A 22,484-nucleotide genomic window follows, 5' to 3' on the forward strand; every position below is an offset into this window, starting at 1 on the left:
GCCGCGCACTCTGGTAGTCGACGACTAACACAACGGACTGGACCTACCACTCGTTGAGTGGACACTCGAGACAATGCCACGCCCGTCCATCCTGCACGATTAATCATGCAGCGGCAGGGACAGCAGTCTCATTTGGTGTCTTGCTCGAGGTGTCGGTAGATGGTCGGCCTCGAGACCCCGAAGGTCTCAGCGATCTGCTGGACCGTGTGCTCTCCGGCGTCATACATGGCTCGAGCCTGCTTGACCTTCGTTGGGGTCATCTTGAACTTCGGTCCACCCTTCCGGCCACGAGCACGGGCAGCGGCCAACCCGTCACGAGTCCGCTCGACAATCAGGTCATGCTCGAATTCGGCAATGGCCGCCAGCATGTGGAAGAACAACCGGCCACCAGCAGTGGTGGTATCAATCCCCTGAGACAGGGCCACCAACCCCACACCCTGATCCTGCAACCCGTCAGCAACGTCTTTGAGGTTACCCACCGAACGACCGAGCCGATCCAGCTTGGTCACCACCAACGTGTCACCCTCCCGCAAATACTCCAGAGCCCGATCCAGAGCAGGCCGCTTCGCCAGAGTCCCCGAAGCCTGATCAACGAAAAGCTTCCGACACCCGGCCCGGTCCAGAGCATCCGTCTGCCCGTCCGGGTTCTGGTCTCGAGTCGAGACCCTCGCGTAACCGATCATCACCATGCCCACAACGTATCGAAAACGTAGCTGGTCTTACATAGATTACGGACACGATTTACGAGACACCGACCATCGCGTTTTCACGTTTCGCCCGCGAGTGTCTTATAAACGGTCGATTATGGACCAAGATACGACCCGACTCGCGAAACGACCACAAGAAAAATAATTAACAACATATGTTGCGCAATAGTTCTTGTGGAGTAGGGTATGGGGCATGTCGCAGTCACCGAATCTTCACCGCACCAATCAGATGCGAGTGTTGGCCCATCCCACCCGTCTTCGACTCTTGGCCCTATTGCGGGAGCTGGGACCGCAGACGGCTGCCCATCTGGCTCAGCACGTCGACGAAGCCCCGGGCACGCTGAGTTATCACCTCGCCAAACTGGCCGAAGAAGGCTTCATCGAACCTGCGCCCGAAGCAGGAAAGGATGCCCGACAAAAGTGGTGGAGAGCCTGCAACGAAAAGACGAGTTGGACCAACGCCGAGTTCTCACGCGAGCCTGAGAAGCTTTCCGCACAAAAGGACATGTACAGGTTTGTTTTCCAGTACTACAGCCAGCAATTCGCTGCCTACCTAGACCAGACCACCACGCTGGCCGACGATTGGGTCAACTCCGGGTTCGCAACCGACCGTCACTTCCGTCTGAGACCGCAACAACTTCATGAGCTCAATACCGAAATTCAGGCCTTGGAACAACGGTGGCTTGAAATCAGCGCTCAGAACGAGGGAACAGACGAGGCAGCGACTGTCTTCTTCCTCGCACAGGGCTACCGGCAGCCATGAGACCCCAAGGTCCTCCATCGTTGACTCCGAGTCAATCGAACGGGTCTGGGCCATTCAATGTTGCTCGGTGGTTGACCGGGTTTGGTCTGGGCCTGGTTGGGGACCAAATTTTCTACCTAGCCTTGGCGTGGACTGCGGCACAAGTAGCCGCCCCGGCAATGGCTGGGTTGATCGTCGGAATTGGAGCAGCCCCACGGGCAGTATTTCTCCTGTTCGGTGGAGCGGTATCTGATCGTTTCGGGCCTCGACCAGTGGCACTGGTTTCAGATGCGGCTCGCCTGTTGACCATGCTCGTCTTCGGGATCCTCGCCATCACCTCATCAGGATCCGTACCGGAACTGATCATCCTCGCATTACTATTCGGTCTTATCGATGCGTTTTTCCTTCCGGCGGTTGGAGCGCTTCCGACCCGGATCGTGACTCAAGAACACCTGGCAGAGACGCAAACCATCCGCTCGGCAGTTCAGCGAATTTCCACCGTGGCCGGACCGCCTCTGGGTGGGTACCTACTGAGTACCTTCGACTTCGCCACCGCGATATTGGCCAACGTCGCATTATTCACCGGTTCCTGCACGGCCTTATATTTCACCCGAGAACTTCCCCAAGAGAAGCTTGATGACAAAGACCCCGCCGAAGTCGGACTTGTTCAGAATGCTTGGCAAGGCCTCCGTTACACCCTGAGCGCCCCAGGCCTGAGGGCCATGCTCGTGCTGATCACCATCGCCGAATCCGCCTATACTGGACCGTTCACGACAGGACTGACGCTGTTAGCACGTGAATCCCACTGGCAAGCCAGCGATGCCGGAATGGTCCTAGCGTTCTTCGGCGGCGGAGCCTGCATTTCAGCGCTGGGACTGACGATTTTTAAGGCTGATCTAAACGCTGGAATCTTAGCGTTGGCCTCGATCACAGCCATGGGTCCAGCTGTGGCAGCGATAGGGCTTTCGCCGAACCTTGGACTAGCTGCCCTGTGTGCAACCGTAGCGGGGGTCTTTTCCGGGATTAGTGCCACTGTGCTCGTCGCCTTATTCTTGACCCAAACCGATCCTTCCCACGCCGGTCGTGTGATGGCTGCCTTGAATCTGGCCACGCTCGGCGCTGCCCCTGTTTCGTATTTCTTCTCCGGACTGATCGCGAGCGTCTTCTCACCGACGGCAGTGTTCATGGCGGCCGGGGCGCTCCTTTGTTGCAGCGGTCTGCTCGGGCTCATGTCACCGGCCGTGCGCAACCAACGGTTCTAACCATGATCCCCACGGCCAGGCTTACAAACTCTCCCCCTCATTCTGAGGCGATCACGGCCATGTCATGGACATCGACCCATCCACCATCAAACCGAAGCGCATCCCGCCCGGTCCCCTCATAAATGAACCCGGCCTTCTCGTAAACCCGACGTGCGCGCGGGTTGAAGTCGTAGACTTCCAGGCTGATGCAGTGCAGACCCATCATGGTTAAAACGTCATTTGCATTCAGGCCATCATCACAGGCTGGCCAGTAGCATCCACATACTGCACCCGCAGACCCAAGAGCTCACCCTTACTGTTCCCCTACAGATCGTTGGCCACGGCTATGATCGGGGAAGCATTCGCCCCATCCTGGAAGTGGGTTATAGACATCGTGCTTACGTTCGAAACGATCCTCAAAGACGCTGGCATCGATCCAGCCGACGCCCTGGTGATCCGGCACGTGTTCATCAAAGAACACGGAGACAGCTCGCCTGGCATCCTCCCAGAATCCACTGACGAGCGGATCATGGAGTACACGACCAACCAGTCCATCTCCACGAAGAGCTTTCCCTCGCAACCACCGCGTTTCTGGATCGTGTTCATCGCAGAAGGCAGCAACCGAGCACGACTCTGGTCAGTCGTGGAAAACCACGGGCTTGTCTCCGTTGACAAGCACCGACGTGTTTTCGACCTGACAGCATCGGATGTGATGGCTGACCTGAACAACCGCCTCGTCATCAGCTGGAACTCCCCGCGAGCCTGGAGAGTCAAGGCCACCACCGCAGCAGCCTACCCAGTACTGGAGATCGCCGATGCGGCACCGATCCCCTTCCCCGGGTTTGACGAACTGGTACTGGACTACACCCAGTTACAAGCAGTGATGCGCGAACATCGCTACGCTGCCTGGCGGACAGCCCTGGCCTCAGTCTTAGGCGTCTACCTCATTACCGACACTCGCGACGGCCGCCAATACATCGGAAAAGCCGACGGAGAAGAACGCATCAGCCAACGATGGAGCTCCTACGCCGCCAACGGCCACGGCGGCAACGTCGAGCTGCGTGGCCTGGACCCGACATCATTCCGATACTCACTGTTGAGAGTCTTCGACCCAGCAACACCGGACTCAGAAGTAGATGCCGCCGAAAGCCACTTCAAGCAAGCCCTAGACACTCGTCGTCACGGACTAAACCGCAACTAGAATCCGGCTGCACCGCCTGGACGCCCCCCTTCACCGGGCACTTATTCGGGCAGGTCTTGCGGGAATCAGGTCCCCGCGACAACTAGCGATTACTCGGTCTGCCGCGAAGACTCCAGGAAGTGCCCCAGTGAGGGACCGTCTTATGGAACTTAAAGCAACGCTTTCGAACCCATCCTTCCCGCAAGGGATGCGACGTGCCTGAACCCAACATAAGATGAGGGAATGAGCTTCAACAGCAAGAAATCCACCTGGGTGTGGATCTTCATGATCCTTGCAGCCGGGATCGGAGGCACCATCAGTGGGAAGTTCTTCGAGGGCCCCATTGCCACTGTGGCCATGCTGGCAATAGTAGCCGTTCTGGGGCTGATCGGGCGGTTCCTTGTCAGACGATTCGAAGACCAGGAACTGGCACGGCTGCACCACGAACAAGAAACCCCTCATCAATAGGACATCCACACGGATCGGTCTGAACACATCTGAGTCTGTATACATCGGAGGGGAAGGTCGGTATGAAGCTCACACAGAGAGAATCGTCCAATGCGCTTCCGGGGCATACTTCACCACCACCTGGGTTCGGGGGCTTCCCTTCAGGCTCTTCGAGTGGGAAACGGACGACGAATCCAGTACTACCCGGCACATCATAAGAGCGAGATGATCATACGCGTGCCGGAGCAGGAACTGGCCCGGCAGGTACGCGCCGAGGCAGCCAATATCAGCTGATTTCTATTCCTTACGGGATTGTTAGAAGAGCCTGAATACCCCGGGCCAACTAGGTCTTCCGTAAGATATAACCCATGGCTCATGACTTCCTCGACCGTGCGAGCTCCACCCGGAAGCTGACTGACTTCGCCCACTTCTGGAGCCAACGCATCACCGGGTGGCGACAGGACGGGGAGAAGGCCACCGAGAAGAAATATGCCCAGTCCTTCTGGTCCGACCTGTTGCGTTGCTTCGGGATCATTCCCGAACGCATCAACCTGTTCGAACGCGATGCCACCCGGGCCACCACCGGCCAGCACGGCTGGATCGACTTCTTCATGACCGGGGTGGCCATCGGAGAAGCCAAATCCCTGGACATCAACCTCGACGATGCTGTCGGACAGATCACGGGGAATGTGACAGAACCACCACCACGAGTGGTGGGTGGCACTGCAACGAAGGGCGAACCCTGATCGCCTCGTCAGGTGACAAGACAAGGATTTGAGGCGAAACTTGGGCTTATCACTCCTCTTGCTCGCCCTCCATATTGCTCAGAATTGTGTATCTGGACTCAACAAGCATTGAATATCCGATAAATATAAAGTACGAGGCTACGCTTGTTGCAGCAAGTGGAATAATTGAATGTATCAAAATTGAGAATATTGCCATTATAATAATAATTGAAATGACGATCTCAATTATACTTGAAAAATAGCCAAAATATTTTATTTTTAGTAATTTTTCAAGCAATCCACCCGCAAATGTAAATACAATCGATAGCACGACACATAAAAATACTTGAATAGCGATTATTGTGCTATCAACTTGATCTGCAACCCACATGTCCCATACGGCTAGTGGCAGGAATATTGAAGCGGGGAAACCGCAGAAGACACCTAGCATGCCAACTGCGGTCACCCACTCTCGAGACCTTTTACTCATAGATGTATTTTATACGGGGCCAAACACCGACAGCCACAGGACTACCTGCTGGGACACGGTAGCCGCGGTAGTGGGGTCCATGCCTGCTTGCTGAAGACCTGCGGCAATCGGTGCCTCAGCAATATTGTCGATCTCCTCGAGGACCTGCACAATCTGACCGGCGTACGGGCGGATCGAAGCGGGAAGCTTTTCCTTGCCGTATTTCAGTGCAATGATTGCTGCCTTCTTTGCGGCGCCGGTCAACCCATAGGTGGTAGTCCCCTCGCTACCGGATGCCATGCTTTCGGCAACCTTTGCACCTTCGGTGTCACCGGCGGCAGATGCCCTGTCCTGAATTTCCTCCCAGTCCGCTTTATTGAGCTGTCCGCTATCGGACTGTGCCAAAGATGATGCATCTTGCGGAGCGGCATTAGCAGGGGCTGCTGCTAGCCCTAAACTTCCGCCAACGAGGGCAACAACAGTGAGCGTTACGACGCTCGCTTTGGTCATTCGCCTCTTCTGAATCATGGTTCTTATTTGCGTTCCTCGCCATGTCGGGAAAACCGCCGATACTTTCTTGCGCAGTCTTTCGCATCCAGCGTGATCTGTGGGGATGCCAACTTCCGCATCATCGACTCGGATGGTCTACAGTTCGCTTTGATTTCCTCGTCTATGTTCATCACGTGGCAGAAAACCATCGGCGGCCGACTCAAATCCGATCTGAGGTTCGCCAACACTTTGATCTGGAATACCTTCCCCGTCCCTACCCTGAACCATGGACAACGAGAACAGATCATTGAGGAAGGCCAATCCGTGCTGGCCGCACGGTCCCTGCATCCTGATCGCTCCCTGGCAGAGCACTACAACCCGCTGGCCATGGATCCGACGTTGCTCAAGGCTCACGACAAGCTCGACCGAGCCGTAGATAAAGCCTTCGGAGCAACGAGGAAACTCAGCACCGAAGACCAACGACTGGAGATCTTGTTCCGCAACTATCAGGACCTGACCGTTAGTTAGAGTCTCCACACCACGTTCGGTCGAATACGCACTCCGTCTTCAACCTCGCATCACCGCACCCGGTCCAGGCCCTGTCCCTCCGTCCATCGCGCCATGTTGTCGAATTTTCTCCCCTCATGCGGATCGTTTGCACCAAGAGATTCCAACACCCCCTCCGCACGACGGACCCACGATTTCCCATGAGCGTCTATGAAAGCCACCTCGACCCCCGACCTTTTCGCTACGCCTCCAGGTATTTCTTCTAGCAGTACTGAATGCAGACCTGGTGGGACGGCGTCGAAGGCACGCTGAAATCCCGTAAACTCGTGGTTCTGTGAGACTTGTTCACGACTGGCTAGAGAGTTTCTACTCTCATCCATAGGCACAAGACAGAGGACGACCCTAAACATAGGGGTACTGGAAGCATTCTGGACATACACCTGTTTCCTTTTGGCGTATCCCTCAAGCTTCGGCGGAGAGTCGGCTTCTATCCAGGCAGAGATTCCCCGTGCTTGCTCCTTCGCAGAATCCATCCTTTGCATCTTCCGTTCTCCAGCAGGTTGATACAGAGCCACAGCAACAGCGGCAAAAGTCGCTGTTGCACCTACCCAGGTAGCCACATCTCCAGAATCCACAGCGACTCCTTAAAGTGTTAGTTGGGGACTTATACAGCGCGTTGTATCGCTCTGTATACCGTGGAGCGTGCCACCCCGAACAACACCGCAATCTCCGCCGTCGTATGCTCGCCGCCCCGTATAGCGATACCAGGTGCTTCTGCTGAGATACCGAGAGCTTCGGTTTCTTACCCCGCAGTCTTCCTTTGGCCTTGGCTACTGCCATCCCCTCGCGGGACCGCCTACAGGGCAACAGGAAAGCCGAAAGGTTCAGCTGGACCCTTGCTGCAGAGTAGGCCTGCGTGAAGCCCTAAACCAGTGAGAAGGCATGAGCCTATTCCTACGACACCCGGCTTCATCGCCACAATAACCACCATAGGCCTTGCCTCGACATCGGAGTCTAAGCTCTTCGACCCGCGTCCGCAGTGCCAAAGGGAAACGATACTAGCCAAATGGAATGCGAGTCAGGCTAGCCACTAGCGACCAGCCTGACCCAAATTGTTTTATAATGTTGTCAAATTAATTATTTAATTTTGATATTATTTTTACGTTTGTTGGAGTAATACTGCACCAACATTCCGACAAGCCCTGCTATTGACAAAATAAACAGCGGGATTGACCAGATTGCATATGGCCCCATAATGAGCAGTATCCCAAACAGCATTCCTATAGCAAACAATTGATAAAAAATATTTTTTTTATTGAAAAAAATCTTGTTATTTTGAATGTCCAGCACCCCTATTTTGTGCGATCGTGCATGCGCTACTTGCACCAGGAGTTAGTTATAGTGGAACCTGCTGTATTGTTCGTAGCTTTATACGAGATGTATCGCGCCTGATCCCCAGGGCAAAGTCCCACGTCCGTAATATAAGGGGCAAGGACTCCCGCTGCGATTGCCGCAGCTCCTCCAGTAACAATTGTCCCTACAACAGCAGCGCCTCCACCGATAATTGCTTTTTGGTCAGTTTGATTTAAGGAAAAGACAGAGTCGCCGTTATCAGCATTATCTTCGATTCTAAAAGCTTGACTGGGAGTGAAAATACCTAAGGCAAGAATTGAGCCAGCTGAAATAGAAGAAATAGTTTTTATACATGTGGTTCTCATATGTGCATTTTATAACTTGGTATCTTCCGAGTCAATGCACGTGGATCAGCATTTCGTGTTTTTGGCGTGTCGCCCGGTCAAATAAACGCCAGGCGACGTAGGCAGGGCCATCCTCCAATGAACCGCGAAGACCGCCAGGATCTCAGCCAGCCAAATAACCCCTCGGGCCCGATTATCACGCATGCTATATACTACTAAGCATACGTAGCGAATTCGGTGAATTCACCTGATCGAACCACAGAGTGGGTGACTATAATGGCAAACACTGTCAGGATTGTAGTCTTGTGCATGATTTTTGTATCAGTAATTGTCCTAATAATCACACAGTGGGCTCCTATCCTGGCGCTCATTCCAGTTGGCGCAGCCATGACCCTCTGGGGTGGGGGTCACTTCTCCACAATGCCGACCCGGAGAAAAGATCAGGAAAGTAGAGATTTGTACGAATAGAGTGACCTAGACCTTTCCACCTCTCCGCGCTATATGTGCAATAAATGACGCACGTAATAAAGAGATAAAGCCAGGAAATTAAGAACCGCGGATCAAGAATTTATGCCGTATCGGGGCTTGCGATTGCGCCGCCATTGATGCCAGCTTCTGGAGCACAAGCACAGGCTGGCCCAGGCGGCGGCGGTAGTGAGGTTTCCTCGAAAATTGAGTGCCGCCACGATGGCGGCAAGACCATTTGCGATGTGCTCGTCCCAGTCCGATACTGCGGCTCGTCTCGCATGGCTGGTGTCGAAATCACGACCGGTCTCAAGGGTGGCATCAGGGTCAAGGAACCTTCGGACCGGAATATCTCATGGGAAGCAGGCCCTGTCTCTGACCATGTCATCAATGACGTAGGAACGAATTTTACAACTGTCCTCACCTTGGAGGGTGAGAGCGACGATCAGGCGTATGCGACATGCTCAGGCCAGAAAGTCCGCCTCGACTAAGGACTTCTTCCTAAGCACACACCGGAAAAATGCCCCGCGACTCTCCATCGGGTCGCGGGGCATTTTGCGCAACAAATAACCGCCGATTAATTTATGGATCCGGTCCATCTTGCACGAGTTGTCATCTCCGGCAGGCGGATCAGCCTCGTGTGGTGTCCTGCTCGAGGTGACGGTAGATCGTCGGCCTCGAGGCCCCGAAGGTCTCCGCGATCTGCTGAACGCTGTGCTCTCCCGCCTCATACATGGCTCGAGCCTGCTTGACCTCCGTTGGGGTCATTTTGAACTTCGGCCCGCCCTTCCGACCACGAGCACGGGCAGCGGCCAACCCATCACGGGTCCGTTCAACAATCAGGTCGTGCTCAAACTCCGCAATGGCCACCAACATATGGAAGAACAACCGGCCACCGGCGGTGGTGGTATCGATCCCCTGGGACAGGGCCACCAGTCCGACACCTTGGTCCTGCAACTGGTCAGCGACATCCTTGAGGTTACCCACCGAGCGACCTAGTCGGTCCAGTTTGGTCACAACGTGGGTGTCGCCTTCTCGCAGATACTCCAACGCCCGGTCCAGAGCAGGTCGTTTGGCCAGGGTCCCCGAAGCATGGTCGACGAAAAGCTTCTGACACCCGGCCCGGTTCAGGGCATCCGTTTGCCCGTCCGGATTCTGGTCTCGGGTCGAGACTCTCGCGTAACCGATCATCACCATGCCCACCATGTATCGCAAACGTACGTATGCAATACGCCCAGGGGGATGTTCACGCAGGCCAACCTGCAGTACTGCGTCGAGACGATCGGTGCGGACCGGATCATGTACGCGGTCGACTACCCGTTCGTCCGGATGGACGGAGCCCAGAAGTTCCTGAGCGACGCTCGCCTGGGGGGGCGCCGATAAGGAAGCCATTGCGCACGGTACCGCCGAACGGGTCCTGCCGAACCTGGGGAGCATCCTCGGCTGACCACGGTCAGAGATTTCATCATCTCTTTCGGGGCAAGCGGTAGACGTACCGTCCCGAGAAGAGGAGGGTTGTTTCAACCGGGCTCCGGGTGGGGATCGACGGCCAGGGGCCGCCCTTTCCGGAGCGTTGCCGACCTTTAGTGAGGAGTCATGTTGTCCAAGGTTCTGTGCGTGCTGTATCCCGACCCCGTGACCGGTTATCCGCCGGAGTACGCGAGAGATGATCTGCCCGAACTGCCCGAGACCTATCCGGACAGCGACCAGACGCTTCCCTCGCCCTCGAAACAGTGGTTCGAACCGGGTTCGTTGCTCGGCTCGGTCTCCGGAGAACTCGGCCTGCGGGAATTCCTCGAATCCCAGGGCCATGAGCTCGTCGTGACCTCGGACAAGGAGGGGAAGGACTCCGAGTTCGAAAAGCACCTGCCGGACGCCGACGTCGTGATTTCGCAACCGTTCTGGCCTGCTTATCTGCCCGAAGAACGAATCCGCAAGGCAAAGAACCTCAAGCTGGTTCTCACCGCGGGCATCGGCTCCGACCACGTGGACACCGATGCCGCCGCGAATGCGGGAATCACGGTCGCCGAGATCACTTACTCGAATTCCGTCTCCGTGGCCGAACACGCCGTGATGCAGATTCTCGACCTGGTCCGCAATTTCGTGCCGTCCCACCAGTACGCGGTGAACGGCGGCTGGAACATCGCCGACTGTGTCAAACGGTCCTACGATCTCGAGGGAATGGACGTCGGAATCATCGCCGCGGGCCGCATCGGGCTGGCTCTCGCCCGGCGGCTCAAGCCCTTCGGCGTCCACCTGAGCTACTTCAAGAGGCATCGCTTGTCCGAAGAGCTGGAGCAGGAGCTCGGCCTGACCTATTACGAGTCGACCGAGGAACTCGTCAGGAACGTTGACGTGGTCTCGATCCACTCTCCGCTGACGGACGAGACCAGGCACCTGTTCGACGAAGAGCTGATGAATTCCATGCGCCGGGGGTCATACATCGTCAATACGGCCCGCGCGGAAATCATGGTGCGCGACGACCTCATCAAGGTCCTGGAATCCGGGCAGATCGCCGGTTACGCGGGCGATGTGTGGTACCCGCAACCGGCCCCGGTCGATCACCCGTGGCGGCGCATGCCGAACGAGGCGATGACTCCGCACATCTCGGGAGCCACGCTGTCGGCCCAGACGAGGATCGCCGACGGTGTCGTCGAATGCCTGGAGGACTTCTTCCGCGATGAACGACTCCGGGACGAGTACATCATGGCCGAACCGGAGAGCTGAGCGCCGCGCCTCGGACTGCGGGGGCGGGGCGCAACGCCCCGCCCCCGTCCGTGGTCTCCGCGAGGAACCGTGTCATAGTAGGAAGGTCCTGGCGTAATTCAGGCCACCTCCCCTGAAGCGTGGGTATCCGGCTCGCGCTTGTGTACAGGAATGGACCACTATGGCTACGCGATCCACTGATTCGGTGCGGACGTCCCCGAGCGGCCACGGGGCCGAGGAGAACCTGAGTCGAGGCCTCAAGAACCGGCATCTGCAACTGATCGCGATCGGTCGATTATGCACCACCACCTTACCGGCGCCACCAAGCCCTCCCGTTGGTTCAGAGCTTGTCGTTGAAGAAGGGGCCGAGCTCGGACAAGGCCTCGGCGACCTCCCTCTCGCCGTCGTACATATCCATGTGGTTCGCGCCCTCGACGATGTGAAAGGACTTATCCTCACTTGCGACACGGGCGAACAGATCGTCGCTCATCCACTTCGAGCCCGCCTCGGACCCGGCGATGACCAGTAGCGGCTGGGTGAAGAACACCTCGGCCTTGTGGAACGCGTCGTAGGCAATAATCTGCGACAGGCTTCGCGTGGTCATGAAGCCCGGAGCATTCGGGTGCTCGCAACGGGTGTGTGGTAATACTCCCAGGCCTGGCGCAGCTCCTCGTTCGGCGCGTCCTCCTTCTTCATCGGGGCCAGCGGGAACTGGTTCTCCTTGCCCCGGGCGTCGGCGATGCGGGCAGGCGGGCGGGGTGCTACTGACCGAGACGATCCGCGCGACCGGCCTGGACCAGTCTCTTTCTGTGGCCTTGGCGCTGTGGCGACGCCCGCTGGCGCAGCATGATCCAGGCAAGATCCTGCTCGACCTGGCGCTGACGCTGGCTATGGGTGGGATCGGAGGCCACCGGGCCGAGCCGGACGTCTACGGCCCGGTTGCCTCCGATCCCACGATCTCTCGCCTGCTCGCGCTCCTGGCCAGCGATGTCGATGCTGCAGAACGCGCACTCCATACTGCCCGGCACCGCGCCCGCGAGGCGGCGTGGGCTCGGGCCGGCAAGCATGCCCCAGACCATCGCTTCACCGGGAAGAAGGTGCTGATCCGGATCGACGGTGCCGGGGCGACCAAGAAGACTCTCGAGGAGCTGGTCAAGCGCCGGGTTTTGTACTCGGTGCGCTACACCCTGATTGACCTCCAGGACTGGCCGGAGGGGAGGCGAGTCATCGTCCGCCGCGAGCGACCTCAGCCGTCGCCGCCGGAACGATCGCCATCGCCGTCCCCGACGACGTGCAGATCCCCCACAGTGATCAATGGTCGATCCTGCCCTCGCTCAGCGGGATCACCGCCGAGCAGCTCCTGGACCACGCTGGCTTCGCGAGCCCCAGACTAGGCCTCGAGTCAGGCGCAGCACAGCCCGAGTAGAGCCCCCGACGAGAACGCCCGGGTACAGCGCGATGGGCACCTCGACTCGTCAACTCAGCGGGCTGGGGGGATCGGGACAACAGCAACGCGGCAGCGTGCACACGACGTAGACCACCACGCACAACAGCAGACAGGACACCGCTCGTGCCACTCTTCCTTCAGCGCGTGACAGCTCATCATGAGCGCCTCTGGCACTGGTTCACGACTCGCGGTCTGGCGACCACTCGCCCGGCAGCTCAGCAGTCCGACGCGGACCGACCGCTGAGTGTCGCCATCGATCACGCCGCGCTGTACGTGATCGACCTCGACGGCTCACGGACGTTCTTCGAGACCTACTTCGGAGCCCGATCCAACGACCTGTACCACAACCCGAGGACCGGTCTGCGCACCTACTTCCTCTCCTTCGCCGGGGACGCCTGCCTCGAGATCATGAGTAGGCCGGGGGTTCAGCATGCCCGAGCCAGGGGTCAGCTCGGATGGGGGCACGTCGCAATCCGACTCGGCTCGCGACGAGCGATCGACGACCTTACTCAGCGGCTGCGCGATGACGGGTTCCGCATCGCGGGGAGCCCTCGCGTTACCGGAGACGGCTACTACGAAGCCGTCGTCCTCGATCCAGAAGGCAACGAGGTCGAACTCGTTGGATGACACAGTAACGTCCGCCGCGAACCCCATCGCCTGCGATGCCGCGACGCTGACGACACACCGGAGATCGGCCCTCTGCTCGAGCTGCCGTCACAGTGTCGACCGTCACAAGAGGTCATATTGCTAGACGCGTACGAACCCGGCCTGGGAAAATGGATCAGCGCATGAGCCCTGTAGCGATGGACAGCGTGAGGAAATGTCCCCCGGCGAAGCCCGGCAGGCGGCGGGACGTCCGCCGAGAACGAGCCACGAAAGTCGATCGACGAAAAGTAGGAGCTGACATGGGTGTTGAGACACGATCCCTGCAGGACACGGTGGTGGCGATCACGGGTGCGAGCTCGGGGATCGGCCGCGAGACAGCCCGGCTGTTGGTGCAGCGCGGCGCAAAGGTGTCCATCGGAGCGCGCCGCGCCGATCGCCTCGAAGCGCTGCAGGACGAACTCGGAGCGGATAATGTGCTGCCCCTACAGCTCGACGTCACCGACCCCGCCAGCGCGAACGCGTTCATCAACGCGACCGTCGACCGCTTCGGAAAGATTGATTCCCTTATCGCCAACGCGGGGATCGGCTACTACGGGGGCATCACCGACAACACCGACGAACAGCTGGACAACATGGTCCAAGTCAACGTCAACGGCACCGTTTGGGCAATCCGGGCCGCAGTGCCCCGCTTCCGCGATGCGGGAGCCGGCGACATCGTCATCGTCGCCAGCGTCGCCGGACTGCGAGGCGGAGCCGACGAGGCCGTGTACGCGGGAACCAAGTTCGCCCAGGTCGGTCTCGCCGGCGCGATCGACCGCGAGCTGCGCCCCGAGGGGATCCGCGTGACAGCCATCTGCCCGGCCGGTACCAAGACGGAATTCGCCCTCGGAGCTGGACGCACCGAAGGAGACCCGTCGCTGGATGCGTATCTCGCCCCCGAGGACATCGCGTTCCAGATCGCCACCGTCCTCGAGCAGCCACGTCGTCTGCGCACCACGTTGTGGGCCTCGTGGAGCATGTCCCAGTCCAGCTGAGCGACGGCGTGAGCCGGGCTCACAGGTGGGTGCCGAAGAACTCAGTCGCGGCCTGAATGGCCTTGGCCGTGGGATCCGGCCGGTCGTAGAGGTCGTAGTGCGACGTGTTCTCGACGACGAGAAGATGCTTGTCCTTCGAGGCGGCCCGACCATAGATCTCCTGACCGTCGCGATAGGCCCCGAAGCCGCCGGGCCTGTCGCCGATGACGACCAACAGCGGCTGCGTCAGCAGCTGCTCGGAGTCGAAGAACGCGTCCCAGCCGATCGCCGCCGCTCGTCGCGAGAAGGCCGCGCTCGTCGCTCCGCCGGCTGTCTGCCCGCGGTCCGTCTTGTAGTAGTCCGTGGCCTCAAGCACGTCGATGTCGCTCAGCCCCGACTCACGCCCGGCCTCGACCGAGGCTGGGAGGTAGTCGTCGACCCGCGTTTGCTCGCCGCGGGCTTCGGCAGTGCGCTGAGCAGCCATCTGCTCGAGCGCGCCGATCGGATCGTAGCCGCTGAAGGACTCGCGGCTCAGCCGGCCGAAGTTCACGCCCGTGATCGACGTGACGGCCTTGATCCGGCGATCGGTCATCGTCGCGCTGATGACGTACCCGCCACCGCCGCAGACCCCGATCCCGCCGATCCGGTCGGCATCGACGTAGGGCAGGGTCACCAGGTGGTCGATCGCGACGCGGATATCCTCCACGCGCTGGTGCGGGTCCTCGACCAGCCGCGGCTGCCCACCACTCTCACCCTGGAAGCTGGCGTCGAAGACCAGCACCACGTAGCCGGCTTCCGCCAACGACTTCGCGTATACGTTCCCGGCGGTCTACTCCTTGCAACTGCCGATCGGGTGTACGCTCACGATCGCCGGGTACGACCCGTTCTCGTCGAAGTCCGCCGGGAGATGGATTACCCCCGCTAGGTCCCAGGCCATCCCCGGCGAACGGAAGGTCACGCGCTCAGTACGTTCAGTCATGATGTCTCCTTTTTCATCCTGCTCGTGTACGCCGAGGGCCGGACCCTTGTCCGACCGCCCGAACAAGCCCCACTCTCGTCGCATTAGACGGAGCGCGGAAGGTTGCGATGGAACCCCCCTGCCGGGGGTTCTGCCAGCACCTGGCTCCCAGCCGGGTATCCCGCCTACCGTTGGAGGCATGACGCCGAAGAACGACAATGTGCGGGACTTCCTGGCCACCCGCCGCGCGAAGATCACCCCCGACATGGCCGGCATCCCCAGGGGTGCTGGCGTGCGCCGCGTCCCCGGCCTGCGCCGGGAAGAGGTCGCGATGCTCTCCGGCGTCTCGGCCGACTACTACACGAGGATCGAGAAAGGCGACCTTACCGGCGTCTCCGACGAGGTCCTCGACGCCCTCGCCCGCGCCCTGCAACTGGACGAGGACGAGACCGCCTACCTCTACGACCTCGCCCGCGCCGCGCGCAGACCCGCGCGAGCCAGGAGGCAGTCGAGGACCACGGCGTCCTTGCCACAGAACCTCCAACTGCTCATCGACTCCATGAGCTCCTTGCCGGTCATCGCCTTGAGCTGGAGACTCGACGTGCTCGCCGCCAACGCCCTCGGCAGGGCGCTGTTTGACGTCGTCTACAGCAGCCCCACCCGGCGCTCGGCGGTCTCCGCCCCGAACATGGCCGCCTTCGTCTTCCTGGACCCCGCTGCAGCGGACTTCTACGCCGACCTCGACGACGCGGCCGCCACCTGCGTGAAGATCCTTCGCGCCCAGGCGGGCGCGACCCCGCACGACAAGCAACTCACCCAACTTGTCGGCGAGCTCTCCACGCGCAGCGAGGACTTCCGCGCCCGCTGGGCCGCCCACGACGTCGGCGTCCACCGCGCAGGCAGAAAGACCCTCCACCACCACGAGGTCGGAGAACTCATCCTGGGCTTCGAGGAACTTACCCTCGACTCATCGCCGTCCATCTCGCTGTCCACCTACGTCGCTGAGCCCTCCTCGCCCACAGCCGAGCGACTCAAACTTCTCGCATCGTGGTCAGCGAGCGAGGTCGTGTCAAAAAACTGACATTTGTGCCACGACAGGTGTTAGGTCTCATAGTGTCGTTCGGAGGCCCCGCCAGCACGCCTGCCTCAACAGACTCAGATCATCCATTCATCAGCGATTCTGGAAGTCCCTGGCATCTAAATACCGGCTCGTTGGACGGCCCTGGAAACCGTGGATCGGGCCACCCCGAACAACTCCGCAATCTCCGCCGTCGTATGCTCCGTCGAGATAGAGGCGTTAGATGAATTCGTAATGGGCACTCGAGGGGTCCACCTGTGCGGCACGTGCCCATTTCACCTGCACAGTATGGACAGAGGATGCATCCTCGAGTCCCTGGCAAGTGACCAGGGTTCAAAGCCGGACCGCCGCCCCGAGCACCTGGACAACACCCTCCGGATTATCCATAAATCACTGACCGACCCTGGGCAGTTCCAGCAATTCATGCTCACACTTGGCGATCTCACGGTCGAGTCCACTGAAACCGTCCAGTCAATCTCGTCGAGCGCATCGGCTTGTGTGGTGAGATGTGCGAGCACCTTGTCCCAGGTGCCGTCAGCCGCCCACTTTCGGTGGCGTTTCCATACCGTCTGCCAGGGACCGAACGCGTCGCGGGGCAAGTCTCGCCAGGGGACGCAAGTGCGGTAGATAATCCCCTCCACGATGCGGCGGTGGTCAGCGAACGGGCGGCCCACTTTCCCCGCGTTGAGAGGGAGGTGGGCCACCAGTCGGCCCCATTGCTCATCGGTCAGAAGGCGCGTCCGGCCGCCGGCGCTCACCGAGGGCGGTAGGAGGTGATCAGGACTGAAACGGTCACGTGGTCAGGTAGGAGCCGACGACCGATCAGAGCATCGTGGTCGAGATGCCGTGCGCTGGGCGTCATTCCCACCAAAGCGACAGCGTCTTGACTGGTCAAATGCGCTGAGTACTCAACTCTACAGGTGCTGGTGGCTTCGAAGAATGGTTCAAGCGACCGTTGCAGGCGTTCCTCCTTGTCCGGGTCGATCGCGATCATCGCAGGCACACAGCTACGGAGTTCAGCTATGTGGTCATGGGTCGGTCGCACGACGATTAGCCGCCCGGAGGGACGGAGTACGCGATGGAATTCGACCGGATTCCGCGGAGCGAACACGTTCAGGACCACATCGGCAGCCTGATCCACCAGGGGGAAGGCACGGAAGACGTCCGAGCTCGCCATGGCGGCTCGCTCATGGGAACGGGCGGCCGAGCGCAGAGCCTGTACCGACGAGTCCAACCCCAACCCTTGGGTACCGGGAAGCTGGTCGAGTACGCCTGCCAAGTAATAGCCGGTACCGCAGCCAACGTCAACGACCGTGCCGTGGGCGGGTAGGACTTCAGCCGTCAAACCAGCCAAGGCGCGGCTAATCGGGCCGTATTTGCCGGTGGCGAGAAATTGGTTCCTGGCGTGCACCATGGAAGCGTCGTCGCCGCTGGTCGCGCGGGCACCGGTTAGAAGACTGACGTAGCCCTGGCGGGCGATGTTGAAGGTGTGGCCACGTTCACAGCGCAGCGAGCCGGGATCGGGTCGGAGACCGGCGCTGCACACCGGGCAGCGCAACAAGTCGAGGAATGGTGTGAGGGCAGGGGGAAACACAGCAGGCATGAGGCGCTCCTGGCAACGGTGACGGAGGTGGACTGTGCCTACGTACAAACTCAGTCAGTCGCCGTATTAGAAGAACGCGGATCGCGTCAATCCGCTGTAGAACGAGCGGGGCACCAAGGCTGGAGCACGTAACAGGCACTCTTATGAGGGCGACGCTGTGCAACGTCGCCCTCAGTACCTCGCACTTACAGATCCTGGTCGGCCGAAATCCTCATACGCACACTGTACGACGCTGCCGCCACTCGGCAATAAAGAGACACGGCCTAGGGCCAACTCTGGAGGATCGGCAAAAAAACTTCCTCTGGCATGGGACTCGGTCCAGGCGACGCTGCACCCGCTCTGCCTGACAAATCGAGAATGGAGGAAACCGCACAAGTGAGAAGCACGGGGATTTGACGCAGTTACTGTTTGACGGCGCTGGATCATAAGACCACGATGAAACAAGGTCGCCGTCCAGGCGGCCTGACCCCGGAATACCGAGAAACTGAACTTCGGGGGCCTGGCATCTGAGGAGGCAGCCAATAATGGGCAAGACCAAGAACAAGAAACAGATCCGCACACCCTGGAGCACATTGACGATAGGAACACGGGGCAATACCAGGAAAAGACGGAAACCGGGAAAGCTAACGCTGACCAGATGGAGGACGAGCAGTTCCAAGAAGGTTCCCCGCCGGGGTCGATTGAGGAACTGGCTCACACCATAGTCCGCGAAATCGGCATCATACCCGCCGACCAAATCGATCTGCCCCACCAGCAGAGCAACAGCACCTACTAGACGACAAGGGCACGTGCCGGAACACATTCCACCCCGTCTCAGAGGTTGAATGACGCTGCTGAAATGCCTCCGAACCGATCACAAGTCATCGGCAGAACTCGGCGCGACTGCCGTCGCTCAACACCCTTGAAGATCGTTTTTTACCCTGCCTGACCGTGCTCGTCGAGAACCTTGCCAGGGTTAAGATGCCGTCCCGGGTCCGTGGCCCGAAACAGAGATCCGACCATGAATTCACCCGGTTCGGAGAGATCATCAACGATCCATGGTCGATGCTCGGTACCCACCGCATGATGGTGAGAAAGGCCCCCTCCGGAATCGATAAATTCCTGCTGGACGGCGTTCTTGACCTCTTGATACTCGTCGAGAGCGGTCTGCTCATCGGTATACGGCATGGCAAAGGTGAAGTACAGGCAGGCTCCTTGGTGGTAGCTATGGGACATATGGCAGAACATGAAACCCTGCCCTCCCTGAGCGCGGCGAATCTGTCGGAACGTTTGGTGGACACGGGCGTGGACGGATTTGAGGTGCGACCAGGTGACTCCGGTCTCGCACACATCGCCGAAGGCCCTGTAACCGAGCAGAAAGTCCCGCAGGTACGGAGTGTCAAACTTCTTCTGGTCATAGATCGCTCCTGGGCCCGTACCCAGACAGATCCCGCCCCGGCGTCCCACGAGTCTCTTGGCTTCCGTTTTCTCTCGATCAACGGTCTGCTTCGAGCCCTCGAAGCAGACATAGGACAAACACATTCCCTCAGTCGTCTCCCACCCTCGTGAACGCAAGTAGGCAAATAGGGCACCCTGAGCCCCCGCGGCTACCTTTCCTTTCAGGGAGGTAGGTTGAGAGACCATAGCAAGACTGAACCGAGTCTCTGCCCCGTCGGAGAGGCGTGTGAAAGTTGGCTTCACCTCGGACCGGGCAATGTCATGCATACACTCGACTCCGCTGTCCCAGTCCCGAAACAGGTATGCGACCACCTCACGGGTCTCGGGCAGCCGATGGACTTGGACGGTGCATTCGGAAATGATGCCAAGGCGGCCCTCGCTTCCTAGAACCATTTCGTGCACGGATGGGCCCGAATCACGCCCGGGAATCGGTTTGCTGATGACGACGCCCCGGGGGTGGACCATGCGTAGCCCGCGCACGATGTCTTCGATGTCGCCATATTTGTCCGACTGCATGCCCGAGGACCGAGTTGCCGCCCAACCGCCAATCGTCGAGTAACTGAAGGAGTCTGGGAAATGCCCCATCGTCCATCCGCGGAAGTTGAGCTGCTCCTCAAGATCCGGCCCGTAAGCACCGGCTTCGACCCTGGCAAGACCCGAGTACTCATCGATGTCGACCACCTGGCGAAGCCGTCCGAGGTTGAGGGAGACAACGGGTCGCTCTTCAACCGGATCGGGGGTGATGGAGCCCGAGATGCATGATCCCCCACCGTAGGCGATGAGCACGAGATCATATTTAATGACGAGCCCGAGCACGGCAACAATCTCATCTTCACTACCGGGATGAACAACAATGTCGACCAGACGCGGCATGATCCCGTTCCGTACCCGATACAGATCCGGCAGGGATCGCCCAAACGAGTGGATGACGCGCAATTCGTCATCGATGCTGACATTGGCGTCACCGACCGCCGCAATGATCTCGTCGGTGATCTCACGGGAGATGCGCGAAACAGGCACCGTGTGATCATTGAGAATAGGGGTAGCCGGGTGCGGCTCATTCCGCAGATCGAGGCCGATCTTCTCCTTGGCAATGGCTGCGAAAGCCGGCTTGTTCTCCCAACGGAATTCCACGCCCTCAGCTCCCCAGCCCCACCAACGATGGCGCTTGACGTCTCCGACATCGATTGGTGCACTCAATTCTTCATCCCTTCATCGGTGACATCGCCTCGTTCGGCGGAGTCGGTGAGATCCTCCCTGAGATCATTCTCTCCACGCTCGCGGCCGGCCTGCTCGCGATTCCCTGCCTGGTCGGCACTGCGGTTACGCCGGGTTAGACGGGCAACACCGATCTCGTCAGACCCAGCGTCGTAAAGATCTTCAATAAGAGCCTGGACCCTGGTAGTGCATGCGGCCGGCGATTCCCCCGGCGCAGGGGTGAACGGCGCGCCGAACACTACACGAACCGGAGGCCTCCCCGGCAGCGGCCAGCTGCGCCCTTTGGGCATGGCGTCATAACCTCCCACCACGGCGGTTGGGACGATGGGCACCCCAGTGTCGATCGCAAGCTTGAGTGAGCCCACTTTGAAGTCTGCGATGGCTCCAGTCCGTTGCCTCCCGCCTTCAGGAAACAGCAACACGGGTAGTCCCGTCCTTAGCAGCGCACGAGGAATCGCGGAGTTGCTGTGCGAACCGCCGCGATAAATAGGGAACGCATTAAACAGCAAACGCACAAACCAGCGTTTGGGCCACGACTGGAAGAAGTAGTCGAAGGCGACGCCTGCGGCGAGGAATTTGGCCTGCTGTCTTGGCAGGCTCTGGGCGATGATCGGCGCATCCACATGAGAGGCATGATTGGCCACCACAAGGAACCCACCTTCAAGCTGCCGCACTCCTGGGTCAAGTTTTACCGACGGTCGGATCGCGGTCAGGACAAGGCCCCGGAAAAGCACTCGCTGGAGCACGAATCGCAAACTGGCAAGCGCCCTCGAATGATATTTGGCCATTGACCCACCAATTGGTGGGGTAGCCACAGGTTCTGAGTCGGAATTGCCCATGTTAAGTCTCTGATTGAGCCCCATTGCTCTCAGGCCTCCTGGTTTCGGCGAACGGTGAGCACCCTGGAAAGGCGATGGATGGCCGACCGCGGAGCTGTACGCAACACAGCCACAACAAACTTCCACCGCAGTTGCGGAATGCTCAAACTTTTCCCCCGGGCCACGTCCCGCAGACACTCTTCGACGAGTGCGTCGGGATCCAACCACAAAAAATTCGGTATAGACGATCCCGCAATTCCTGCGCGAGCATGAAATTGGGTACGCACCCAGCCCGGAACCAGTGCAGTGACGCTGACCCCGGAGCGCGCCGTCTGTACGGACAGCGCCTCGGAATAGTTCAGCGCCCAGGCCTTGATCGCAGTGTAATTGTTCTGAGTCAGCCCTGCGCTGACCGAACAGACATTGATGATGTGCCCCCTGCCGCGACTCATCATCTCCCGTGCAGCGGCACCACCGATGACCAGCACCGCTCGCTGCATCACCTCAAAACCCCGATCGTGCTGACTGACATCTTTATCGAGCAGTCCTGCACGCACCGAGAAGCCTGCATTGTTGACGACCACATCGATCGCAGGGGCGGCCCCCGGGTCCTCAATCCTGGCTGCCACCTGCGCCTGCGCTTGACGATCAGCGAGATCAGCAATCATGGTCTCAACCATGACCCCGTAATCGGCACGAAGCTGCTCGGCGTAGGCCTCCAGATTTCCGCGATCGCGGGCTACGAGCACCAACCCGAGACCCCGTTGGGCAAAGGCACGAGCAAAGGCAGCGCCGATGCCTGCACTACCGCCTGTGATCAAAGCAACATGCATACTGTTACGATACACTGATCAAGGCTACAAGCCGACCACCGGCAAGTCTTTGCAAGGTGGATGTACAAGAGATCGCTGGCCGATTGATCGCTACGACT

The 22,484-nt window shown here is 59.3% G+C and carries 27 protein-coding genes and 2 pseudogenes; 13 read left to right on the plus strand and 16 right to left on the minus strand.

Annotation, left to right across the window (positions count from 1 at the left end):
• Nucleotides 1-128: 128 nt before the first annotated feature.
• Nucleotides 129-689 carry a recombinase family protein gene (locus EWV35_RS09195; protein ID WP_129660869.1) on the minus strand — a complete coding sequence of 187 codons (561 nt, stop codon included), beginning with the start codon at nt 687-689 and terminating at the stop codon, nt 129-131.
• Nucleotides 690-900: 211 nt separating this feature from the next.
• Between EWV35_RS09195 and EWV35_RS09200 the strand changes: the two genes are divergently transcribed.
• A complete protein-coding gene (locus EWV35_RS09200) occupies nt 901-1,470 on the plus strand; it encodes a winged helix-turn-helix domain-containing protein (protein WP_129660872.1) in 570 nt (189 codons plus the stop codon).
• Nucleotides 1,467-2,711 (plus strand): MFS transporter, encoded by a 1,245-nt coding sequence (locus EWV35_RS09205; protein WP_129660875.1) that lies wholly within the window; start codon nt 1,467-1,469, stop codon nt 2,709-2,711. Before EWV35_RS09200 ends, EWV35_RS09205 begins: the two co-directional genes overlap by 4 nt.
• 37 nt (nt 2,712-2,748) lie before the next feature.
• Here EWV35_RS09205 and EWV35_RS09210 read toward each other — a convergent pair whose 3' ends face one another.
• Nucleotides 2,749-2,916, minus strand: coding sequence for a GNAT family N-acetyltransferase (locus EWV35_RS09210; protein ID WP_342210831.1), 168 nt, complete (start codon nt 2,914-2,916; stop codon nt 2,749-2,751).
• A 168-nt stretch (nt 2,917-3,084) separates the two neighbouring features.
• On the opposite strand from EWV35_RS09210, the gene EWV35_RS09215 reads away from it, so the two are divergent.
• The 3 genes from EWV35_RS09215 to EWV35_RS09225 all read left to right on the plus strand — a co-directional run bounded on the left by EWV35_RS09215 (nt 3,085) and on the right by EWV35_RS09225 (nt 5,063).
• Complete coding sequence (locus EWV35_RS09215) at nt 3,085-3,891, plus strand: GIY-YIG nuclease family protein (RefSeq protein ID WP_238654339.1); 807 nt, start codon at nt 3,085-3,087, stop codon at nt 3,889-3,891.
• 222 nt (nt 3,892-4,113) lie between these two features.
• Nucleotides 4,114-4,338: a hypothetical protein gene (locus EWV35_RS09220; RefSeq protein WP_129660877.1), complete on the plus strand. Its 225-nt coding sequence runs from the start codon at nt 4,114-4,116 to the stop codon at nt 4,336-4,338.
• A 347-nt stretch (nt 4,339-4,685) separates the two neighbouring features.
• Nucleotides 4,686-5,063 carry a type IIL restriction-modification enzyme MmeI gene (locus EWV35_RS09225; protein ID WP_129660879.1) on the plus strand — a complete coding sequence of 126 codons (378 nt, stop codon included), beginning with the start codon at nt 4,686-4,688 and terminating at the stop codon, nt 5,061-5,063.
• Between the two features lie 49 nt (nt 5,064-5,112).
• On the opposite strand, the gene EWV35_RS09230 is transcribed toward EWV35_RS09225, so the two are convergent.
• The gene (locus EWV35_RS09230) at nt 5,113-5,532 is read right to left on the minus strand and encodes a hypothetical protein (RefSeq protein ID WP_129660882.1); all 420 of its coding nucleotides are present in this window, start codon (nt 5,530-5,532) and stop codon (nt 5,113-5,115) included.
• A 9-nt stretch (nt 5,533-5,541) separates the two neighbouring features.
• A complete protein-coding gene (locus tag EWV35_RS09235) occupies nt 5,542-5,916 on the minus strand; it encodes a hypothetical protein (RefSeq protein WP_129660885.1) in 375 nt (124 codons plus the stop codon).
• Between the two features lie 195 nt (nt 5,917-6,111).
• On the opposite strand from EWV35_RS09235, the gene EWV35_RS09240 reads away from it, so the two are divergent.
• Nucleotides 6,112-6,528, plus strand: a complete 417-nt coding sequence (locus EWV35_RS09240; RefSeq protein WP_193554097.1) for a type IIL restriction-modification enzyme MmeI — start codon at nt 6,112-6,114, stop codon at nt 6,526-6,528.
• 50 nt (nt 6,529-6,578) lie between these two features.
• Here EWV35_RS09240 and EWV35_RS09245 read toward each other — a convergent pair whose 3' ends face one another.
• From EWV35_RS09245 to EWV35_RS09255, 3 genes and pseudogenes are all read right to left on the minus strand, one after another.
• Nucleotides 6,579-7,142 carry a hypothetical protein gene (locus EWV35_RS09245; RefSeq protein WP_129660888.1) on the minus strand — a complete coding sequence of 188 codons (564 nt, stop codon included), beginning with the start codon at nt 7,140-7,142 and terminating at the stop codon, nt 6,579-6,581.
• 29 nt (nt 7,143-7,171) lie between these two features.
• Nucleotides 7,172-7,362, minus strand: a pseudogene (locus tag EWV35_RS13465) (helix-turn-helix domain-containing protein); the annotation flags it as partial.
• A gap of 521 nt (nt 7,363-7,883) precedes the next feature.
• Nucleotides 7,884-8,225 (minus strand): hypothetical protein, encoded by a 342-nt coding sequence (locus tag EWV35_RS09255; RefSeq protein ID WP_129660890.1) that lies wholly within the window; start codon nt 8,223-8,225, stop codon nt 7,884-7,886.
• Between the two features lie 725 nt (nt 8,226-8,950).
• Here EWV35_RS09255 and EWV35_RS09260 point away from each other — a divergent pair.
• Nucleotides 8,951-9,160: a hypothetical protein gene (locus tag EWV35_RS09260; protein WP_129660893.1), complete on the plus strand. Its 210-nt coding sequence runs from the start codon at nt 8,951-8,953 to the stop codon at nt 9,158-9,160.
• 139 nt (nt 9,161-9,299) lie between these two features.
• On the opposite strand, the gene EWV35_RS09265 is transcribed toward EWV35_RS09260, so the two are convergent.
• On the minus strand, nt 9,300-10,061 hold the full coding sequence (locus EWV35_RS09265) for a recombinase family protein (protein ID WP_454824053.1): 762 nt from the start codon (nt 10,059-10,061) through the stop codon (nt 9,300-9,302).
• Between the two features lie 204 nt (nt 10,062-10,265).
• Between EWV35_RS09265 and EWV35_RS09270 the strand changes: the two genes are divergently transcribed.
• Nucleotides 10,266-11,396 (plus strand): NAD-dependent formate dehydrogenase, encoded by a 1,131-nt coding sequence (locus EWV35_RS09270; protein WP_165168480.1) that lies wholly within the window; start codon nt 10,266-10,268, stop codon nt 11,394-11,396.
• Between the two features lie 319 nt (nt 11,397-11,715).
• On the opposite strand, the gene EWV35_RS09275 is transcribed toward EWV35_RS09270, so the two are convergent.
• On the minus strand, nt 11,716-11,979 hold the full coding sequence (locus tag EWV35_RS09275) for an alpha/beta hydrolase family protein (RefSeq protein WP_202976063.1): 264 nt from the start codon (nt 11,977-11,979) through the stop codon (nt 11,716-11,718).
• Between the two features lie 154 nt (nt 11,980-12,133).
• Between EWV35_RS09275 and EWV35_RS13660 the strand changes: the two genes are divergently transcribed.
• The 3 genes from EWV35_RS13660 to EWV35_RS09290 all read left to right on the plus strand — a co-directional run bounded on the left by EWV35_RS13660 (nt 12,134) and on the right by EWV35_RS09290 (nt 14,462).
• Entirely contained in the window at nt 12,134-12,769 is a 636-nt protein-coding gene (locus tag EWV35_RS13660; RefSeq protein WP_202976064.1) for a transposase, read from the plus strand.
• A 176-nt stretch (nt 12,770-12,945) separates the two neighbouring features.
• The gene (locus tag EWV35_RS09285; RefSeq protein ID WP_238654343.1) at nt 12,946-13,449 is read left to right on the plus strand and encodes a VOC family protein; all 504 of its coding nucleotides are present in this window, start codon (nt 12,946-12,948) and stop codon (nt 13,447-13,449) included.
• A gap of 278 nt (nt 13,450-13,727) precedes the next feature.
• A complete protein-coding gene (locus EWV35_RS09290) occupies nt 13,728-14,462 on the plus strand; it encodes an SDR family oxidoreductase (RefSeq protein WP_129660896.1) in 735 nt (244 codons plus the stop codon).
• Between the two features lie 19 nt (nt 14,463-14,481).
• Here EWV35_RS09290 and EWV35_RS09295 read toward each other — a convergent pair whose 3' ends face one another.
• Both EWV35_RS09295 and EWV35_RS13330 read right to left on the minus strand, forming a co-directional pair.
• The gene (locus EWV35_RS09295; RefSeq protein WP_202976065.1) at nt 14,482-15,243 is read right to left on the minus strand and encodes an alpha/beta hydrolase; all 762 of its coding nucleotides are present in this window, start codon (nt 15,241-15,243) and stop codon (nt 14,482-14,484) included.
• Between the two features lie 27 nt (nt 15,244-15,270).
• Nucleotides 15,271-15,420: an alpha/beta hydrolase gene (locus tag EWV35_RS13330; protein ID WP_202976066.1), complete on the minus strand. Its 150-nt coding sequence runs from the start codon at nt 15,418-15,420 to the stop codon at nt 15,271-15,273.
• A gap of 178 nt (nt 15,421-15,598) precedes the next feature.
• Between EWV35_RS13330 and EWV35_RS09300 the strand changes: the two genes are divergently transcribed.
• Nucleotides 15,599-16,480, plus strand: coding sequence for a helix-turn-helix transcriptional regulator (locus tag EWV35_RS09300; protein ID WP_129660899.1), 882 nt, complete (start codon nt 15,599-15,601; stop codon nt 16,478-16,480).
• 440 nt (nt 16,481-16,920) lie between these two features.
• On the opposite strand, the pseudogene EWV35_RS13470 reads toward EWV35_RS09300, so the two are convergent.
• Nucleotides 16,921-17,235 (minus strand): annotated as a pseudogene (locus EWV35_RS13470) (transposase); the annotation flags it as partial.
• Nucleotides 17,232-18,080: a putative RNA methyltransferase gene (locus tag EWV35_RS09315; protein ID WP_129660905.1), complete on the minus strand. Its 849-nt coding sequence runs from the start codon at nt 18,078-18,080 to the stop codon at nt 17,232-17,234. The gene EWV35_RS09315 and the pseudogene EWV35_RS13470, both read right to left, overlap by 4 nt.
• 637 nt (nt 18,081-18,717) lie before the next feature.
• Here EWV35_RS09315 and EWV35_RS13195 point away from each other — a divergent pair.
• A complete protein-coding gene (locus tag EWV35_RS13195) occupies nt 18,718-18,855 on the plus strand; it encodes a hypothetical protein (RefSeq protein ID WP_165168482.1) in 138 nt (45 codons plus the stop codon).
• Between the two features lie 140 nt (nt 18,856-18,995).
• Here EWV35_RS13195 and EWV35_RS09320 read toward each other — a convergent pair whose 3' ends face one another.
• The 3 genes from EWV35_RS09320 to EWV35_RS09330 are packed head-to-tail and all read right to left on the minus strand — an operon-like array spanning nt 18,996 to nt 22,386.
• Nucleotides 18,996-20,717: an FAD-binding oxidoreductase gene (locus tag EWV35_RS09320; RefSeq protein ID WP_129660908.1), complete on the minus strand. Its 1,722-nt coding sequence runs from the start codon at nt 20,715-20,717 to the stop codon at nt 18,996-18,998.
• Nucleotides 20,714-21,598: a 1-acyl-sn-glycerol-3-phosphate acyltransferase gene (locus EWV35_RS09325; RefSeq protein ID WP_129660911.1), complete on the minus strand. Its 885-nt coding sequence runs from the start codon at nt 21,596-21,598 to the stop codon at nt 20,714-20,716. Before EWV35_RS09325 ends, EWV35_RS09320 begins: the two co-directional genes overlap by 4 nt.
• Nucleotides 21,599-21,603: 5 nt before the next feature.
• Nucleotides 21,604-22,386 (minus strand): SDR family NAD(P)-dependent oxidoreductase, encoded by a 783-nt coding sequence (locus EWV35_RS09330; RefSeq protein WP_129661099.1) that lies wholly within the window; start codon nt 22,384-22,386, stop codon nt 21,604-21,606.
• Nucleotides 22,387-22,484 lie beyond the last annotated feature (98 nt).

This window comes from Rothia uropygialis (genome assembly GCF_004137765.1).
In the GTDB taxonomy this organism is placed as follows: domain Bacteria; phylum Actinomycetota; class Actinomycetes; order Actinomycetales; family Micrococcaceae; genus Rothia.

What these genes read in the sequence shown, in the direction of transcription:
- EWV35_RS09195 (WP_129660869.1), bottom strand. Translation starts at nt 689, where the DNA reads ATGGTGATGATCGGTTACGCGAGGGTCTCGACTCGAGACCAGAACCCG.
- EWV35_RS09200 (WP_129660872.1), top strand. Translation starts at nt 901, where the DNA reads ATGTCGCAGTCACCGAATCTTCACCGCACCAATCAGATGCGAGTGTTG.
- EWV35_RS09205 (WP_129660875.1), top strand. Translation starts at nt 1,467, where the DNA reads ATGAGACCCCAAGGTCCTCCATCGTTGACTCCGAGTCAATCGAACGGG.
- EWV35_RS09210 (WP_342210831.1), bottom strand. Translation starts at nt 2,916, where the DNA reads ATGATGGGTCTGCACTGCATCAGCCTGGAAGTCTACGACTTCAACCCG.
- EWV35_RS09220 (WP_129660877.1), top strand. Translation starts at nt 4,114, where the DNA reads ATGAGCTTCAACAGCAAGAAATCCACCTGGGTGTGGATCTTCATGATC.
- EWV35_RS09225 (WP_129660879.1), top strand. Translation starts at nt 4,686, where the DNA reads ATGGCTCATGACTTCCTCGACCGTGCGAGCTCCACCCGGAAGCTGACT.
- EWV35_RS09230 (WP_129660882.1), bottom strand. Translation starts at nt 5,532, where the DNA reads ATGAGTAAAAGGTCTCGAGAGTGGGTGACCGCAGTTGGCATGCTAGGT.
- EWV35_RS09255 (WP_129660890.1), bottom strand. Translation starts at nt 8,225, where the DNA reads ATGAGAACCACATGTATAAAAACTATTTCTTCTATTTCAGCTGGCTCA.
- EWV35_RS09260 (WP_129660893.1), top strand. Translation starts at nt 8,951, where the DNA reads ATGGCTGGTGTCGAAATCACGACCGGTCTCAAGGGTGGCATCAGGGTC.
- EWV35_RS09265 (WP_454824053.1), bottom strand. Translation starts at nt 10,061, where the DNA reads ATGGCTTCCTTATCGGCGCCCCCCCAGGCGAGCGTCGCTCAGGAACTT.
- EWV35_RS09270 (WP_165168480.1), top strand. Translation starts at nt 10,266, where the DNA reads ATGTTGTCCAAGGTTCTGTGCGTGCTGTATCCCGACCCCGTGACCGGT.
- EWV35_RS09275 (WP_202976063.1), bottom strand. Translation starts at nt 11,979, where the DNA reads ATGACCACGCGAAGCCTGTCGCAGATTATTGCCTACGACGCGTTCCAC.
- EWV35_RS09290 (WP_129660896.1), top strand. Translation starts at nt 13,728, where the DNA reads ATGGGTGTTGAGACACGATCCCTGCAGGACACGGTGGTGGCGATCACG.
- EWV35_RS13330 (WP_202976066.1), bottom strand. Translation starts at nt 15,420, where the DNA reads ATGACTGAACGTACTGAGCGCGTGACCTTCCGTTCGCCGGGGATGGCC.
- EWV35_RS09300 (WP_129660899.1), top strand. Translation starts at nt 15,599, where the DNA reads ATGACGCCGAAGAACGACAATGTGCGGGACTTCCTGGCCACCCGCCGC.
- EWV35_RS09315 (WP_129660905.1), bottom strand. Translation starts at nt 18,080, where the DNA reads ATGCCTGCTGTGTTTCCCCCTGCCCTCACACCATTCCTCGACTTGTTG.
- EWV35_RS13195 (WP_165168482.1), top strand. Translation starts at nt 18,718, where the DNA reads ATGGAGGACGAGCAGTTCCAAGAAGGTTCCCCGCCGGGGTCGATTGAG.
- EWV35_RS09325 (WP_129660911.1), bottom strand. Translation starts at nt 21,598, where the DNA reads ATGGGGCTCAATCAGAGACTTAACATGGGCAATTCCGACTCAGAACCT.
- EWV35_RS09330 (WP_129661099.1), bottom strand. Translation starts at nt 22,386, where the DNA reads ATGCATGTTGCTTTGATCACAGGCGGTAGTGCAGGCATCGGCGCTGCC.